At 63.5% G+C, this 15901-nt stretch carries 13 protein-coding genes; 4 read left to right on the forward strand and 9 right to left on the reverse strand.

What is annotated here, in order from left to right:
* Positions 1-136: 136 nt before the first annotated feature.
* Genes whiA through uvrC form a run of 4 tightly spaced genes read right to left on the reverse strand, consistent with a single transcriptional unit; the run spans position 137 to position 5060 of the window.
* Complete coding sequence (whiA, locus tag HMPREF9153_RS10220; protein ID WP_004811756.1) at positions 137-1126, reverse strand: DNA-binding protein WhiA; 990 nt, start codon at positions 1124-1126, stop codon at positions 137-139.
* Positions 1127-1183: 57 nt separating this feature from the next.
* Positions 1184-2152, reverse strand: coding sequence for a gluconeogenesis factor YvcK family protein (locus HMPREF9153_RS10225; RefSeq protein ID WP_004811757.1), 969 nt, complete (start codon positions 2150-2152; stop codon positions 1184-1186).
* Positions 2149-3024: an RNase adapter RapZ gene (rapZ, locus tag HMPREF9153_RS10230; RefSeq protein WP_004811758.1), complete on the reverse strand. Its 876-nt coding sequence runs from the start codon at positions 3022-3024 to the stop codon at positions 2149-2151. Before rapZ ends, HMPREF9153_RS10225 begins: the two co-directional genes overlap by 4 nt.
* Entirely contained in the window at positions 3021-5060 is a 2040-nt protein-coding gene (uvrC, locus tag HMPREF9153_RS10235; protein WP_004811759.1) for an excinuclease ABC subunit UvrC, read from the reverse strand. Before uvrC ends, rapZ begins: the two co-directional genes overlap by 4 nt.
* Positions 5061-5163: 103 nt before the next feature.
* Between uvrC and HMPREF9153_RS10240 the strand changes: the two genes are divergently transcribed.
* Both HMPREF9153_RS10240 and HMPREF9153_RS10245 read left to right on the forward strand, forming a co-directional pair.
* Positions 5164-5910 carry a histidine phosphatase family protein gene (locus tag HMPREF9153_RS10240; RefSeq protein ID WP_004811760.1) on the forward strand — a complete coding sequence of 249 codons (747 nt, stop codon included), beginning with the start codon at positions 5164-5166 and terminating at the stop codon, positions 5908-5910.
* 16 nt (positions 5911-5926) lie between these two features.
* Positions 5927-6334, forward strand: a complete 408-nt coding sequence (locus HMPREF9153_RS10245) for a Rieske (2Fe-2S) protein (RefSeq protein ID WP_004811761.1) — start codon at positions 5927-5929, stop codon at positions 6332-6334.
* Positions 6335-6339: 5 nt separating this feature from the next.
* On the opposite strand, the gene uvrA is transcribed toward HMPREF9153_RS10245, so the two are convergent.
* Positions 6340-9285, reverse strand: a complete 2946-nt coding sequence (uvrA, locus tag HMPREF9153_RS10250) for an excinuclease ABC subunit UvrA (protein ID WP_004811762.1) — start codon at positions 9283-9285, stop codon at positions 6340-6342.
* A gap of 154 nt (positions 9286-9439) precedes the next feature.
* Here uvrA and HMPREF9153_RS10255 point away from each other — a divergent pair, with 154 nt between their 5' ends.
* Together HMPREF9153_RS10255 and HMPREF9153_RS10260 are read left to right on the forward strand one after the other, a co-directional pair.
* Entirely contained in the window at positions 9440-10183 is a 744-nt protein-coding gene (locus HMPREF9153_RS10255) for a maleylpyruvate isomerase family mycothiol-dependent enzyme (RefSeq protein WP_015582963.1), read from the forward strand.
* A gap of 45 nt (positions 10184-10228) precedes the next feature.
* Entirely contained in the window at positions 10229-10885 is a 657-nt protein-coding gene (locus tag HMPREF9153_RS10260) for an MBL fold metallo-hydrolase (protein WP_004811764.1), read from the forward strand.
* A gap of 11 nt (positions 10886-10896) precedes the next feature.
* Here the strand turns inward: HMPREF9153_RS10260 and HMPREF9153_RS10265 are convergent, their stop codons facing one another.
* From HMPREF9153_RS10265 to HMPREF9153_RS10280, 4 genes are all read right to left on the reverse strand, one after another.
* Positions 10897-11262 (reverse strand): hypothetical protein, encoded by a 366-nt coding sequence (locus HMPREF9153_RS10265; RefSeq protein WP_004811765.1) that lies wholly within the window; start codon positions 11260-11262, stop codon positions 10897-10899.
* Positions 11263-11496: 234 nt separating this feature from the next.
* Positions 11497-12489, reverse strand: a complete 993-nt coding sequence (locus HMPREF9153_RS10270; RefSeq protein ID WP_004811766.1) for a TerC family protein — start codon at positions 12487-12489, stop codon at positions 11497-11499.
* Positions 12490-12694: 205 nt separating this feature from the next.
* On the reverse strand, positions 12695-14800 hold the full coding sequence (gene uvrB / locus HMPREF9153_RS10275; RefSeq protein WP_004811767.1) for an excinuclease ABC subunit UvrB: 2106 nt from the start codon (positions 14798-14800) through the stop codon (positions 12695-12697).
* A 63-nt stretch (positions 14801-14863) separates the two neighbouring features.
* A complete protein-coding gene (locus tag HMPREF9153_RS10280) occupies positions 14864-15874 on the reverse strand; it encodes a YeiH family protein (RefSeq protein WP_004811768.1) in 1011 nt (336 codons plus the stop codon).
* Positions 15875-15901 lie beyond the last annotated feature (27 nt).

A 15901-nucleotide genomic window follows, 5' to 3' on the forward strand; every position in this document is an offset into this window, starting at 1 on the left:
GGCCCCGCTTTAAGGCAACGTCACGGGCGAACGGTCACGAGCATCGATCAGATCGACGCACAAATGACCATGCGGTTGCGCGAATCCCTCCCTGGTGGGAAGAGCCAAGGATCGGTTATGGGCGCCGAGATGGCAATCAGGCGCGGTCGTCGCGCATCTCGGGAGGAAGACTCTCCACCGTGGTGGGCTCGCAGTTGTTACGGGCCGTCTTGTCGGCCAGAGCCAACAGACGACGAATCCGTCCGGCAATGGCATCCTTCGTCAACGGAGGCTCGTGCAACTTACCCAATTCTTCCAAGCTGGCATTTCTGTGCTCAAGGCGAAGTTGGCCAGCGACCTGGAGATGTTCCGGAACGGAATCCCCGAGGATTTCCAGCGCACGTTCCACCCGGGCACTGGCAGTGACAGCAGCTCTGGCGGAACGACGCAGGTTGGCGTCGTCAAAATTGGCAAGACGATTCGCCGACGCCCTCACCTCACGGCGGAGACGACGATCCTCCCAGACCAGCACCGATTCGTGGGCGCCCATTCGCGTCAGCATGGCGGAAATGGCGTCACCGTCCCGGATCGTCACGCGGTCGATGCGTCGGGACTTCCGCTGCTTGGCCGAGATCTCCAGTCGGCGAGCTGCACCCACCAGGGCCATTGCGGCCTCCTCACCGGGAGCGGTGATTTCCATGGCCATGGAACGTCCAGGCTCGGTCAGGGAACCTCGGGCCAGGAAGGCGCCACGCCACGCGGCAGCCTGGCAGCACCGTCCGCCACCGACGACCGGAACCGGTAGGCCACGCACCGGGCGACCGCGACGATCGAGCAGACCCGTCAGACGAGCCAGATCAGCGCCGCCGCGCACCATCCGCACCAAGTACCGGGTGTTCGAGTGCAAACCAGTGCCATTGACGACGACGAGGTCGGTGTCGAAGCCGAAGACCTCCTGGATGGACTGACGAAGTCGTCGCGCCGCACCCCCGGTGTCGACCTCGGCCTCGATCGTGATGTGGCGATGCTGCACCAGATGGATGCCACCTGCGAAGCGAAGGGTGGTGGCGATCTCGGAACGGCGGCAGCACAGCTTCTGCACCGGCACCGTCGCGAGTTCGTTCTTCACCTGCAGGGTGAGCGACATGTGGTTCTAGCCTCCGGAAAGGAATACAAAGGGTGACAGGGTGATCTTAGGCGACAATCAGCGAGGCTGGACGCCCATGATGTTGGCGTATGCCGACGCCAACCGCAGTGGGTCATGCCGAGCCGATCCATCACGCATTGCCAAATCGTCGACGACGATTTCAGCTCCCAGATTGTGCGCAAACGATTCCAGATGGGGATCCTGACCAGCAAACCCGCGATCGACGAGGACGACGTCGAAACGCATACGTGGCTCGTGCTCGGCGATGACCTCAAGATGTCGCGCGGGGCTGAATCCGTCCGTTTCGTCAGTCCCCGACACGTTGAGGGTGAGGATCTTCCGCGCCTTCGACTCGAGGATCGCGTCGACGATCTCAGGCACCAGGAGATGCGGCATGACCGAGGTGAACCACGATCCAGGCCCCAGGACGAGGTTGTCGGACTCGCGAATCGCCTCCAACGCCTGAGGGCAGGCCTCGGGTTCGGAGGGCTCCAGCCTCACCTTGAGCACCTCGGCCCGGGTCTTGGCGACCGTGGCCTGCCCGGTGAGGGTGTACTCCTCGTCCGGCTGATTCGGGTCCAGGCCGACCACCTGGGCGCTGATGTCAAGCGGGGTCAGGGACATCGGCAAGACGCGACCCCGAACGTCAAGGAGCTGACCGACCATGTCCAGGCCGGAAACAGGGTCGCCAAGCTCCTGCCACAGGCCCGCGATGAGCAGGTTACCGATGGCGTGGCCGGCGAGCTCACCGATGCCGTTGAAGCGCGCCTGCAGCACCTCCGCCCAGGTACGTCCGAGGTGATCATCAGCACACAGCGCGGCAAGAGCACGACGCAGGTCGCCCGGCGGCAGGATGTCGAATTCCTCGCGTAGCCGACCTGAGGAACCACCATTGTCGGCGACGGTGACCACGGCAGTGAGACGGTCCGTGAGCCGCCGCAGGGCACGCAGCGACACGGCCAGCCCGTGCCCACCGCCGAAGGCCGTGACAATCGGCAACTTCGAGGGGGTTGACACCATCGTCATTCCTTCCCGAGATCTCGGTGCAGGACGGCGGTGCGGTGCCCCCGAGCAGCCAGACGAGCGGACAATTCCTCGGAAATGGCGGTACTGCGATGTTTCCCGCCGGTGCAGCCAACGGCCACCGTGACCTGCTTCTTGCCCTCACGAAGATACCCCGGTGCCATGCCAGCCAGGAGTTCCTCGACTCGATCGATGAACTCGGTCGCGCCGGCCTGGGCCATGACGTAGGAGGCGACGTCGGAGGACAGACCCGTCTTGGGACGAAGCTCAGGGACCCAGTACGGGTTCGGCAGGAAACGGACATCGAAGACGAGGTCGGCGTCGATCGGGACCCCACGCTTGAATCCGAAGGACATCACCTGAAAGGCCAGGCCCTCGTCGATCCCCTCGGCGAAGGCATGGTCGATGCGTTGGGCGAGCTGTCGAGCGGTGATGGAGGTGGTGTCGATGACGAGGTCAGCCTCGGCACGCAGGTCGGAGAGCATGCGACGCTCGAGGGCCACGGCGTCGAGGAGATGACCTCCTTGCTGGAGCGGCATGGGACGACGGCTGGACTCCTGACGACGCACGATGGTCTCGTCGGAGGCTTCCAGGAAGACGATGGCGGGGTCGATGCCGCGCTCGTCGAGGGCGGCGACGGCCACTCCCAGGGTGTCAAACATGATCCGGCTTCGAACGTCGAGGACGACTGCCAGACGATCGATGTCATTGGCGCCGATCTCGTCGACAAGAGCCCCCAACATCACCGGGGGCAAGTTGTCGACGACGTACCAGCCCAAGTCCTCCATGGCATGGGCAGCGGTACGACGGCCAGCACCGGAGATGCCGGAGATGATGACAACTCGCGGGGTTCTGGTCGTCTGTTCGGTGCTCACGGCTCAAGGGTAGTGCTGTTACCGGCATCGGCCAGTCCGTCAGCGTCAGCAACCTCGCCGGTTGCCGTGTTGATCGCCTCACCGGGCTTGTCCTTGGAGAGGGCCGCAACGACCTCTCCCGCGAGTTTGGGACCGAACCCAGGAATCTCGACGATGTCCTCGACGGTCGCCTTCCGTAACGCTCGCACTGACCCGAAGTGAGAGACGAGGGCCTTGCGACGGGTCTCCCCCAGTCCGGGGACCCCGTCGAGTACGGACTCCACCATTGCCTTGGATCGCTTGGACCGGTGGAAGGTGATGGCGAACCGGTGAGCCTCGTCACGGAGACGCTGTAGTAGGTAGAGCCCCTCGGAAGTGCGCGGCAGGATGACCGGCCACTCCTCGTCCGGAAGCCACACCTCCTCCAGACGTTTCGCCAGCCCGCACAGTGCGATCTCATCCTCGAGGCCGAACTCCTCGAGCACTTCCTGGGCGGCGTGTACCTGAGGTGCGCCGCCGTCGACGACGATGAGGTGCGGGGCGTAGGCGAACTTGCGAGGTGCCCCGGTCGTGGGGTCGATGAGGGAACCGACGTCACCGGCAGGGGTTTGTGCCTTGGCCATGGCGTCGCGGTCCTCGACGAGGCGACGCAGCCGTCTCGACAACACCTCGTGCATGGCGGCGAAGTCGTCGGACCCCTCGAATCCCTTGATGATGAATCGTCGGTACTCGGACTTGCGCGGCATGCCGTCCTCGAAGACGACCATCGACCCGACGACGTTGGTTCCCTGGATGTGGGAGATGTCGTAGGACTCCATCCGCAGCGGGGCGCGGTCCAGACCGAGGGCCTCCTGGATCTCCTCCAGGGCTCGGGTGCGCGTGGCCAGGTCAGAGGCTCGCTTCAGCTTGTGCTGAGCCAGAGTTTCCTTGGCGTTGCTGGTGACGGTGTCCATGAGGGTCGCCTTGTCACCGCGGCGCGGTACCCGGATCTCGACGTGGGAACCACGTTCGGAACTCAGAATCGTGGACATGGCGTCGGGATTCGCAGGATAGGTGGAGACGAGCACCAGCGGCGGGATGGCATTGCCATGACCGTCGTCACGGACCTGGCCGTCAGTGGAATTGATGCCGTAAAGCTGAGTGAGGAAGGTCTCCATGAGCTCGGCCTCGTCGGCGTCGTCGGCGCGGTCTGCCACCCAACCCCGTTCGCCACGGATGCGTCCACCTCGGACGTGGAAAATCCTGACTCCCACCTCCAGCGGGTCGACGGCCATCGAGATGACGTCGGCGTCGGTCCCGTCACCGAGAACGACGGCATTGCGCTCCAGAGTCTTGGACAGGGCCCCCAGTGAGTCTCGGACGACGGCCGCACGTTCGAATTCCAGATTCTCGGCGGCCTCCGCCATCTCCGACTCCAGCCTCTTGACGATCTTCGTCGTACGGCCGGCCATGAAATCGCAGAACTCGTCAGCGATCTCGCGATGGGCCTCCGAGGTGATCCGACCCACGCAGGGAGCCGAGCACTTGCCGATGTAGCCGAGCAGACAGGGACGACCCTGGTTCTTCGCTCGATTGAAGACGCCGGTCGAGCAGGACCTCATCGGGAAGACCCGCAGCAAGGTCTCAACGGTGTCCCGGATTGCCCACGCCTGGCCGAACGGTCCGTAGTAGCGCCATCCCTTGTGATGAGCACCGCGACCGACGAAGACACGCGGGTACTCGTCCGTCCAGGTGAAACACAGCCACGGGTAGGACTTGTCGTCGCGGTACATGACGTTGAACCGCGGATCGAATTCCTTGATCCAGGTGTATTCGAGCTGGAGGGACTCGACCTCGTTCTGCACCACTGTCCATTGCACGTGGGCGGCCGTGGTGACCATCCGTTGAGTACGCGGGTGGAGGGCCGAGATGTCCTGGAAGTAGGAGTTGAGCCGGTTGCGCAGGTTCTTGGCCTTGCCGACGTAGATGACCTGCCCGTGCTCGTCACTGAATCGATAGACCCCTGGTTGGGTGGGGATGGTCCCCGGGGCAGGACGGTAACTGGACGGATCGGCCATGGGGCAAGCCTAGGGGTCATGACGACGTGGTTCCTCCCTCCGTCCGAACGCCCCGTCCTGCGGGCGGGAAATGCTCCAGCAGCTTCACCGGTAGGCTGGCCACGTGCATCTTCTCCTCATTCGCCACGGCCAGTCCGAAAACAATGCCAATGCAGCAAAGTCCGTCGAGGCGTACCGTCAAGGGCGCAAGCCTGACCCCGAACTCACCGAATTGGGACGACATCAGGCTGAGGCCCTGGGGGCATGGATCGGGTCAGTCTCTCCGCGACCGACCAAGCTGTATTCCTCCCCCATGATGCGCACCATTCAGACGGCAGCCCCGGTCGCCGAAGCCCTCGACATGCCCATCACCGTCAGCGACCTCATCTTCGAACGCCCCGGTCCGGTTGAGATTGTTGACGGAGCCGAGACCGGTCACCCCGGGTCACCGCTGTCGACCCTGTCTGCCATCACCGATCGCGCTGTCTTCCCGGAGACGATTACCGAGGAGGGGTGGCGCGAGGCCCGCATCGAAACTGCCGCAGAGGCGGCAGATCGTGCCGGTCGCATCGCCGAATGGGTGCGGGAGACACACGATGACGACGATTGCATTGCCCTGGTGGCCCACGGAGCCATCGGGTCGATGCTCCTGCTGCACCTCATTGCCCCACGACTTGCCGCTGATCTGCGCAATTACCCCATCGGTAGTGAACCCCACTGGGTCGGCTTGCAGAACACCGCCACCTCGATGATCGAGCTTCACCCGAATGGATATGAGGTTCATTGGATCAATCGGGTGGATCACCTCATCGAGGCAGGTATGGTTCACGGCGCCGTCGCCGCCTCCACCGGCAACCCCGGCACCCGCTGAGCACGAAGGAGAGACCATGTCCCCCACTCGACGCGAGATCCTGCGTACTGCTGGCGGCGTCGCTGCCCTGGCCACTGCCGGATCGGTCACCGGTTGCAACACCTACCAGAACTCCAATGACGTCCACACCGGCCCTGCAACGATCAAGGCCGCTGATGTCCCGGTGGGCGGCGGGACCGTGATCGACGGCACGAACTTCGTCGTCACCCAGCCCACCAAGGGCACCTACAAGGGCTTCGTGCGGGTGTGCCCACACGCTGGATGCCAGGTCGACGCGGTCCGTGACGGCTCCCTGCTGTGCCCCTGCCACGGTTCGAAGTTCGACATCACTGACGGTCATGTCACCAAGGGCCCCGCTGCTGCTGGCCTGGGCAAGGCCAAGGTGACCGAGAAGGACGGCACCTTGAGCGTCAGCGGTTCCTGAACCGATCAGCGGGTCTTCTTGCGAGAAGTCTTCTTCGCACCCTTCTTCCTGGCCTTGGCCGGCTCCTCGATGAGAGTCGGCCCATCGCCGACGGGGACTTCCTGCCCGGCCAGAATCTCGGACAGGAACTGCCCGGTGTAGGAGCCCTCGACGGTGGCCACCTGTTCCGGAGTCCCTTCCGCGACGACCAAGCCGCCTCCATTACCACCTTCGGGACCCATGTCGATGATCCAGTCAGCGGTCTTGATGACGTCAAGGTTGTGCTCGATGACGAGAACCGAGTTTCCCTGATCGACAAGCCGTCCCAGCACCAGCAAGAGCTTGCGAATGTCCTCGAAGTGCAGACCCGTCGTGGGTTCGTCGAGTACGTACAGCGTCTTGCCGGTAGAACGCTTCTGCAACTCTGAGGCAAGCTTGACGCGCTGTGCCTCTCCGCCCGACAGCGTCGTTGCCGGCTGTCCCAGCCGTACGTAGCCCAGTCCCACCTCGACGAGAGTCTTGAGGTGGCGGTGGATCGAGGAGATCGGCTCGAAGAAGGTGCACGCCTCCTCGATGGGCATGTCGAGCACCTCGGCGATCGTCTTGCCCTTGTAGTGGACCTCCAGGGTCTCGCGGTTGTACCGGGCCCCGTGGCAGACCTCGCACGGCACGTAGACGTCAGGAAGGAAGTTCATCTCGATCTTGATGGTGCCGTCACCCTGGCAGTTCTCACAGCGTCCCCCCTTGATGTTGAAGGAGAACCGGCCCTGCTGGTAGCCGCGCACCTTGGCCTCGGGGGTCTGGGCGAAGAGGGCACGAATCTTGTCGAAGACCCCGGTGTACGTTGCCGGGTTCGACCTCGGAGTCCGCCCAATCGGGGACTGGTCGACATGAATGACCTTGTCGATCTCCTCGACGCCGGTCATCGTCTCGTGCTTGCCAGGGACCGCCCGAGCTCCGTGAATCCGGTGTGCCAACGAGGTGTAGAGAATCTGGTTGACCAGAGTCGACTTGCCAGAACCACTCACTCCCGTGACGACGACGAGCTGACCCAGCGGGAAGGTGACATCCACGTTCTGCAAATTGTTCTCACGAGCGCCCTTGACGACCAACTGCCGTCCGGTTCGGGGACGTCGGCTCGCCGGCAACGGGATGGACCTCTTGCCCGACAGGTAGGCACCCGTCAGCGACCTCTCGCTGGCCAGCAGATCGTCGACGGTTCCCGAGACGACGACCTCTCCGCCGTGCTCGCCGGCTCCCGGGCCGACATCGACAACCCAGTCGGCGACGCGAATGGTGTCCTCGTCATGCTCGACGACGATGAGCGTGTTACCGAGATCCCGCAGCCTGACAAGGGTGTCGATGAGACGGCGGTTGTCGCGCTGGTGCAAACCGATGGAGGGCTCGTCGAGGACGTAGAGCACACCGACCAGTCCCGAACCAATCTGGGTGGCCAGTCGGATGCGCTGGGCCTCACCGCCCGACAGTGATCCGGCCGACCGGGACAAGGTCAGGTAGTCCAGACCGACGTCGATAAGGAACCGCAGCCGCGCTCGCACCTCCTTGATGACCCGCTCGGCAATGGTCGCCTCACGCTCCGTCAGCGTCAGGGCATTGAGGAATTGCGAGGCCTCCCCGATGGACATGTCGGAGACCTCGGCGATGTTGTGACCGCCAACCGTCACGGCCAGGCTCGTCGGCTTAAGTCGCTTGCCATGGCAGTCACGGCATGGCACCTCGCGCAGGTACTGTCCCCACCTGGAGCGGGCGGCGTCGGTCTCAGCCTCGTCGTAACGACGACGCACGTAGTGCAACACTCCCTCGTAATTCTGCGAGTAGGTGCGCACTCGGCCGAACCGGTTGCGGTACGAGACCATCACCGGATCGCCCTCCCCATGCATCACCAGCTTGCGCGCCTTCGCGGGAAGTTCTGACCAGGGCAGGGCCGCGTCAAAACCGTGGCTCTCCCCCAGACCCGCAAAGACGTGCTGGTAGTGGTTGGCCACTCGCGGCCCTGACCACGGCGCGATGGCTCCCTCGAGCAGACTCAGCCCTGAGTCGGGAACCACGAGTTCGGGATCGACCTCGAGGGTTGCCCCCAAACCCGAGCACGTCGGGCATGCTCCCCAGGGGCCGTTGAAGGAGAACTGGCGAGGTTCCAGCTCATCGATGTCGATGTCATGCTGGTTGGGGCAAGCCATCGTCTCGGAGAATCGACGTTCGCGATGCGGGTCGGAAGGGTTACGATCGACAAAGTCGATACCCACGATCCCGTGAGCCAGGCTGAGGGCGGTCTCCACGGATTCCGTCAGACGCTGCTTGGCCGACGGTTTGACCGCGATCCGGTCGACGACAACGTCGACGTCATGCTTGCGTTTCTTGTCCAGGGGCGGCACCTCACCGAGTCGATGGACCTCACCATCAACGCGCACACGGGTGAAACCGTCAGTCGTCAGCTGCCGGAAGAGTTCGATGTACTCGCCCTTGCGGCCACGGACGACCGGCGCCAGCACCTGGAACTTCGTGCCCTCGTCCAGGGCCATCAACCGATCGACGATCTGCTGAGGGGTCTGACGGTTGATGAGCTCCCCGCACACCGGGCAGTGGGGCTTGCCGATACGGGCCCAGAGCAGACGCAGGTAGTCATGGATCTCCGTGATCGTGCCGACCGTCGAACGTGGGTTGCGGGACGTGGACTTCTGGTCGATGGAGACGGCGGGGCTGAGACCCTCGATGAAGTCGACGTCTGGCTTGTCCATCTGTCCGAGGAACTGGCGGGCGTAGGAGGACAAGGATTCCACGTAACGACGCTGGCCCTCAGCGAAGATGGTGTCGAAGGCAAGGGAGGATTTTCCCGATCCTGACAAGCCAGTGAACACAATCATGGCGTCCCGGGGAAGATCCAGGCTGACGTTGCGCAAATTGTGCTCTCGGGCACCGCGGACGATGATGTGGTCGCTCACAGGCTTCATGGTAGAGGCCACGGAAGACAGTTCTGCGGCTCTGCGCGGTCGGCAGAACGGAACACGGACGAGCCTCCCGAAGCCCTGTGGGTCTGGGACCAGCAGACCCATCCGGTGGCCATTGATCTGGCAACTTCCTTGAAGTGCAAGTAGGTTGGACGACATGAGCGCAGTCACACGACCTCCAGGTCTGTGTCCGAGCGCTCCCCTACACGAAATCCGCACTGCCAAACTGGAAGCCACCCAGCGACTTCTCGGGGCCACCATGGGCTTGTCGGATGAGGAGTGGCAGGCCCCCAGCCGCCTGGCTGGATGGACCCGCGCCCACATTGCGACCCATATAGCCCGCAATGCCGAGGCCCTGGAAACAGTGACGAGGGCCGTTGTCGCTGGCCGTGAGGTGCCCCGCCTGTATCCCTCTGACGAGATCCGCGACCGCGACATCGAACGCGGCTCGGAACGCACCGGGGTGGAATTGCAGATCGATCTGGACACCACGGCAGGCTCCCTCAATGCCACCTTCGACTCCCTCGAAGGCATGGATCCCGGCACTGCGATCTGGCTCACTGACGACATCCGTGTCGACGCCACCGACCTGCCTGCCCTGCGGCTTGCCGAGATCGCGCTCCACCACGTCGACCTCGATCTTGGAATGACCGTCGACGACCTCCCTGATGTCGCATCCCGAACCTTGTTGGAGTGGGCATGTTTCCGGCTACGGGACCGTCCAGAAGTCCCGGCCATGCGTATCGTCTCCGACTCCGGGCTGACTGATCGTATCGGCGGGGTTGGATTCGCTACGACGGTTCACGGGCCTGACGGCGCCCTGGCAGGATGGTTGTCAGGCAGAGGCGGAACCTCGCGTCTCGCCGAGGCCGACCAGCTCGCCGTTCCCATGCTCATCTGACGGAACTCCCGGCGGATCGCCTGCTCGTCCCAGGAAGGAATCGTCATGACGCTCCACCACGTCGATCCCGGACCCGAGGCTGACCTCATCAGGGTCAACGAGGACATTGACCTCATCAAGGTGTCGGTGGGCCCGATGGACAACAACGCCTATCTCATTCGTCCCGGCGCCGGTCCTGCCATCCTCGTCGACGCGGCAGCGGAACCCGGTCGGCTCAAGGCCCTCGTCGGCGACGACGAGGTCGGCGCCGTCATCACGACCCACCGTCACTCCGACCATACCGGAGCTCTCGCTGACGTCATTGCTGCGACGGGCGCCCAGCCCTGGTGCGGCAAACCCGACGCCGAGGCCATCGAGGCCAGCACCGGCGTGACCTGCCGCACGGTGTGGGACGGGGATCTCTTCCGCCTCGGCGACATCGAACTCGACGTCATCGGCCTGGTGGGTCATACCCGCGGATCCATCGCCCTCCGACTGCGCGGCAACCCGAGTGACCACATCCTCACGGGAGATTCCCTCTTCCCCGGTGGCCCTGGACGGGTACAAAATGACACCCAGTTCGCCACGCTGATGGCGGATCTGGAGAAGAAGGTCTTCGGGATCTACAACGATGAGACGGTCATCTGGCCGGGACATGGGCTGCCGACGACGCTGGGTGCAGAGCGGCCCCATCTGGGCGAATGGCGCGAGCGGGGCTGGTGACGGAAGTCGTTCTAGAGGTCCACATGCCTACGATCGGGCGCTTCGCCGACCACGGTCAGGGTTGCGTTTGCGTCGGCATGGTGGACGGCGCCTTCGAGCGTCTGGTTCAGTGTCCACGACAGCGAACTCAGCACGTCCTCACCACCACTGCACGCTTCGACCAGCCCATCGCCGCGCCGAAGCAGGGACGCTCCCCCGTCCAGTATGTACTCCCCTTCGCTCGCGTGGTCGCGCGACAACTCCGCCCAGGCCTGATCCAGGGCGACAGCCGGCGCCACCTGGATCAGCACCGTCATCAGCTGGGCCTTCTCAGCTTGCTGGGCCACTTTCACCGTGGGTGCCCATACGTCCGAATCCCATGGGAACGAGACTCGCATTTCCCCTCCTCTTCCTCTTCGTCAAGGACCTGTCCAAGTGAGCTCGAGCTCGACCTCGACCCACCCACGGTACGTCGTCGCGGTCGAGCAGATCCGTGCAGAAGGACATCTCATCATGGCACCGCTCGGCACTCCCCTGCCCTGAACCACGAGACAGCGCCGCGGCATCCCTGCTCATCTCCGCCAGTGGCGGGAACGCGGCTGGTGATCCCAACCACTCATGTCATGCCGAGATCAGGCTTCGATCTTGGTCTTTGCGTCGTCTCTCTTGCTCTTGATGATGCTCGCGACGGTAGTGAGAACCAAGGTCGCGACGATGGTGATCAGGGACACACCGATCGAGATCTCCGTGCTGATGCCCAACCACGCCTGATCCAGGCCATAGTGGTGCATGGCGTGGCCGATGAGCTTGAGGGCGATGAAGCCCAGGATGACCGCCAGGCCCAGTGACAGGTACACCAGGCGCTCGAGCAGGCTTCCGATGAGGAAGTACAGCTGGCGCAGGCCCATGAGGGCGAAGACGTTGGCGGTGAAGATGAGGTAGCCCTCGCTCGTCAGGCCGTAGGAGGCTGGGATGGAGTCCAGGGCGAAGAGCAGGTCAGTCATGCCGAGGGCGACACAGACCGTGAACATCGAGGTGGCCAGGGTCTTGCCGTTCTCACGGACGAAGAATTTGGTGCCGCGGTAGTCACCGGTGGTCGGAACCGTGCGCTTGAGCCACGCCATCAAACGGCCGTTCTCGCCGGTGACCTCATCCTCGTCATCCCGATGACGGTACTCACGCACCTGGTCGATCACCGAGTATAGCAGGAAAGCACCGAAGATGAAGAACACCCAGGCCCAAGCTTCCAGGATCGCCTGCCCCAGAGCAATGAAGACACCTCGGAAGACCAGGGCGACGATGATGCCCACCAGCAGGGCAAATTGCTGCAGCTTCCGTGGAACGTCGAACTTCTCCATGAGGATGAGGAAGATGAACAGGTTGTCGATCGACAAGCTGTACTCGGTCAACCACACCGCGAAGAACTGACCGCCTGCGGAATGCCCTTGCAGAATCCAGACGCCCAAGCCGAACAACACTGCCAGGCCGACGAACACACCAACGAAGGTGGCACATTCCTTGGTGGAGGGGACGTGAGGCTTTCGCCCCAGGACCATGACGTCCAAGAAGAGCAAGGCCCCCATCACAAGGATGGTGATGATCCAGACATACGCGTGAACGTGCAAAACCGGGCCTCCGAGGGAATAGCGAGAAGGTCCGGAGGTCTCGTCCGCACCGGTGCGGCAGGTGCCGTTTTACCGGGGCTGTGCAGCCGGACCGTGATGACACGATCGTGATGACGACCACACTCTTCTCAGGAGTACTCCCCTCCAGGGGCTTCCATCCTCTCACACCCGCGTCGTCCGACGCGAGTCGAAAACCGGGTGTGAACTAGCGATTCGCCTCCACCATCTGGCGCAATTCCTTCTTCAGGTCAGCGATCTCGTCGCGAAGACGAGCCGCCACCTCGAACTTAAGTTCACCAGCAGCAGAGCGCATCTCTTCGGTGAGCTCGACGATGAGGTTGCCGAGATCTTCCTCGGCCATCTTCGAGGCATCCAGGCGCTTGCCCTGGGCCGCCCGCTGCTCGTCGGTGATCATCGAGTTGTAGCCGCGATGGCCTTTGCCATAGTTGAACTTCTCGACGAGAGCGTCGGTGTCGGCCTCCTCGCGGGCCAGCATCTCGGTAATGTCACCGATCTTCTTGCGAAGCGGTTGCGGGTCGATGCCATGCTCCTTGTTGTAGGCCAACTGGATTTCGCGACGACGATTCGTCTCGTCAATGGCGACCCGCATCGAGTCGGTGATCTGGTCGGCGTACATGATGACCTGACCGTTGACGTTTCGAGCGGCACGGCCGACGGTCTGGATGAGGGAGCGCTCCGAGCGAAGGAACCCTTCCTTGTCCGCATCCAGAATGGTCACCAGGGACACCTCCGGAAGGTCGAGGCCCTCTCGCAACAGGTTGATGCCGACGAGGACGTCGAACTCTCCCATGCGCAGTTCCTTGAGCAGTTCGATGCGCTTGAGGGTGTCGATCTCCGAGTGCAGGTACCGGGTGCGGATGCCGTGTTCCATGAGGTAGTCGGTGAGGTCCTCGGCCATCTTCTTGGTCAGGGTCGTCACCAGGACACGATCGCCGCGATCCACTCGGGTGCGGATCTCGGCCATGAGGTCGTCAATCTGGCCGCGAGTGGGCTTGACGATGATCTCAGGGTCGACCAGTCCCGTCGGGCGGATGATCTGCTGGACGACGCCATTGGCCCGCTCCGTCTCGTAAGCTCCGGGTGTGGCCGACAGATAGACGGTCTGGCCGATCCTCTGGGTGAACTCGTCGAACTTCAGAGGGCGGTTGTCCATCGCGCTGGGCAGCCGGAAACCATGCTCCACGAGGGTGCGCTTACGGCTCATGTCGCCCTCGTACATGCCTCCGATCTGCGGGACGGTGACGTGTGACTCGTCGATGACGAGCACGAAATCCTCGGGGAAGTAGTCGAGCAGACAGTTCGGGGCCGAGCCGGGAGCGCGTCCGTCAATGTGACGCGAGTAGTTCTCGATACCGGCACAGGCGCCGACCTGCTGCATCATCTCGACGTCGTAAGTGGTGCGCATCCGGAGCCGCTGGGCCTCCAGCAGTTTCCCGTCCCGCTCCAAGACGGCGAGGCGCTCCTCCAACTCCTTCTGGATGGACGCGATCGCCTTCTCCATACGCTCCGGTCCAGCAACGTAGTGGGTAGCCGGAAAGACGTACACCTGCTCGTCCTCACTGACGACCTCGCCGGTGAGAGGGTGCATCGTCGTGAGGGCCTCGATCTCGTCGCCGAAGAACTCCACGCGCAAGGCGTTCTCCTCGTAGACCGGGAAGATCTCCAGGGTGTCGCCGCGGACTCGGAAGGTGCCGCGCTCACCCGAAATGTCGTTGCGGACGTATTGGTTGGTGACGAGGTCCCGCAACAGCTCGTCACGATCCCATTCCTGCCCCACCTCCAACGGGATCATCCGGTCGACGTACTCCTGCGGAGTACCCAGACCGTAGATGGCCGAGACGGTCGCCACGACGATGACGTCTCGCCGGGTCAACAAGGAATTCGTCGCGGAGTGACGCAGCCTCTCGACCTCCTCGTTGAGGCTGGAGTCCTTCTCGATGAAGGTGTCCGTCTGAGGGATGTACGCCTCGGGTTGGTAATAGTCGTAGTACGAGACGAAGTACTCGACGGCATTGTCCGGGAAGAAGGTGCGCAACTCCTGGGCGAACTGGGCCGCCAGGGTTTTGTTGGGCTGCATGACGAGCATCGGCCGTTGCAGCTTTTCCGCCAACCATGCCACCGTGGCCGTCTTGCCAGTACCGGTGGCACCCAGCAGAACGACGTCCTGCTCACCGCTCTTGACCCGCTTCTCCAGCTCTGCAATGGCTTGCGGCTGGTCGCCAGAAGGCTCGAACTCGCTGACGACGTGGAAGGGCGCAACGCGGCGAGTGATGTCGGTAACTGGACGCATGAGGACAACCCTAGTTCGATGCCACCCCGATGCGAGAACCCCGGATTTCAGCCCGGCGGGAACTCAGACCAGGGCAAGAACGAGGAGCAGGGAGACGCCCGCAGCAATAGTCGCTGAGATGGCGCCCAGCCCGATGGCGCGCCCGCCGGTGGAGGCAATGACCTTGATACGGACACCGGCGCCCATCGCAGCCATGGCTGCCGTCAGCAGGATCGTGGCAATCTCATTGACCCCGCCCGTCAGCCAAGTGGGCAGGTCGAAGATCGAGCGAATGACGACCATGACGAGGAATCCAGCGACGAAGTGCGGAATGATCGGCCCCATCTTCGTCCCGGTGTGCCGCTGCGCGCTGCGCTTCTGTGATAGCCCCACCAGGGCAACGAGCGGCGCGAGCAACACGACGCGGCCGAGCTTGGTCACCACGGCGACGTCGGTGACGTGGGCGATGTTGCCCGCCGCCACCACCTGGCCGACCTCGTGAATCGATGCGCCGAGCCACACGCCAGTCTGGCGCGCAGTGAGCCCCAGAACGCCGGCCAGCCAAGGGAAGAGGAGAAGTGCCACGGTGCCGAAAAGGGTGACCGATGCCACCGCGGTCGCTGCGGCGTCGTCGACCTGACCCCGCCCTTCCTCACCCTTGAGGTCGGGACGCACGACGGCCGACATACCGGCCACGGCGGCGGCACCACAAATGCCGGTACCGGTGGCGGTGAGGATGCGAGTCGGCCCTGACAGTTTCATCGCGCGGCCGAGGTAGGTGGTCGCGAACCACGTCACCGTCAGGGTGACGAGGATGACGACGATGGGAGCCCAACCGAGTTTCGCCACCGTCGGCAGGGACAGCCGCAGACCGAGAAGGACGACACCGGTACGCAGGACGACCTTGTTGGTGAACGCCACTCCGGGCTCGGCAGAGGGACGGATGAGCTTGGTGTTACGCGCTATCCCTCCGAGGATGATGGCGATGAGCATGCTGGACAACAGCGGTACGACGTGATTGATCCCGTAGGAAATTGCAGCTGCGACGCCCATCAGCCCCAAACCGGGCAGGAGTTCCGATACGGATCGTGGCATGGGGCACATCCTCCCACGAACGGTCCG

Origin of the sequence: Cutibacterium avidum ATCC 25577 (assembly GCF_000227295.1) — a bacterium.
Classification (GTDB): domain Bacteria; phylum Actinomycetota; class Actinomycetes; order Propionibacteriales; family Propionibacteriaceae; genus Cutibacterium; species Cutibacterium avidum.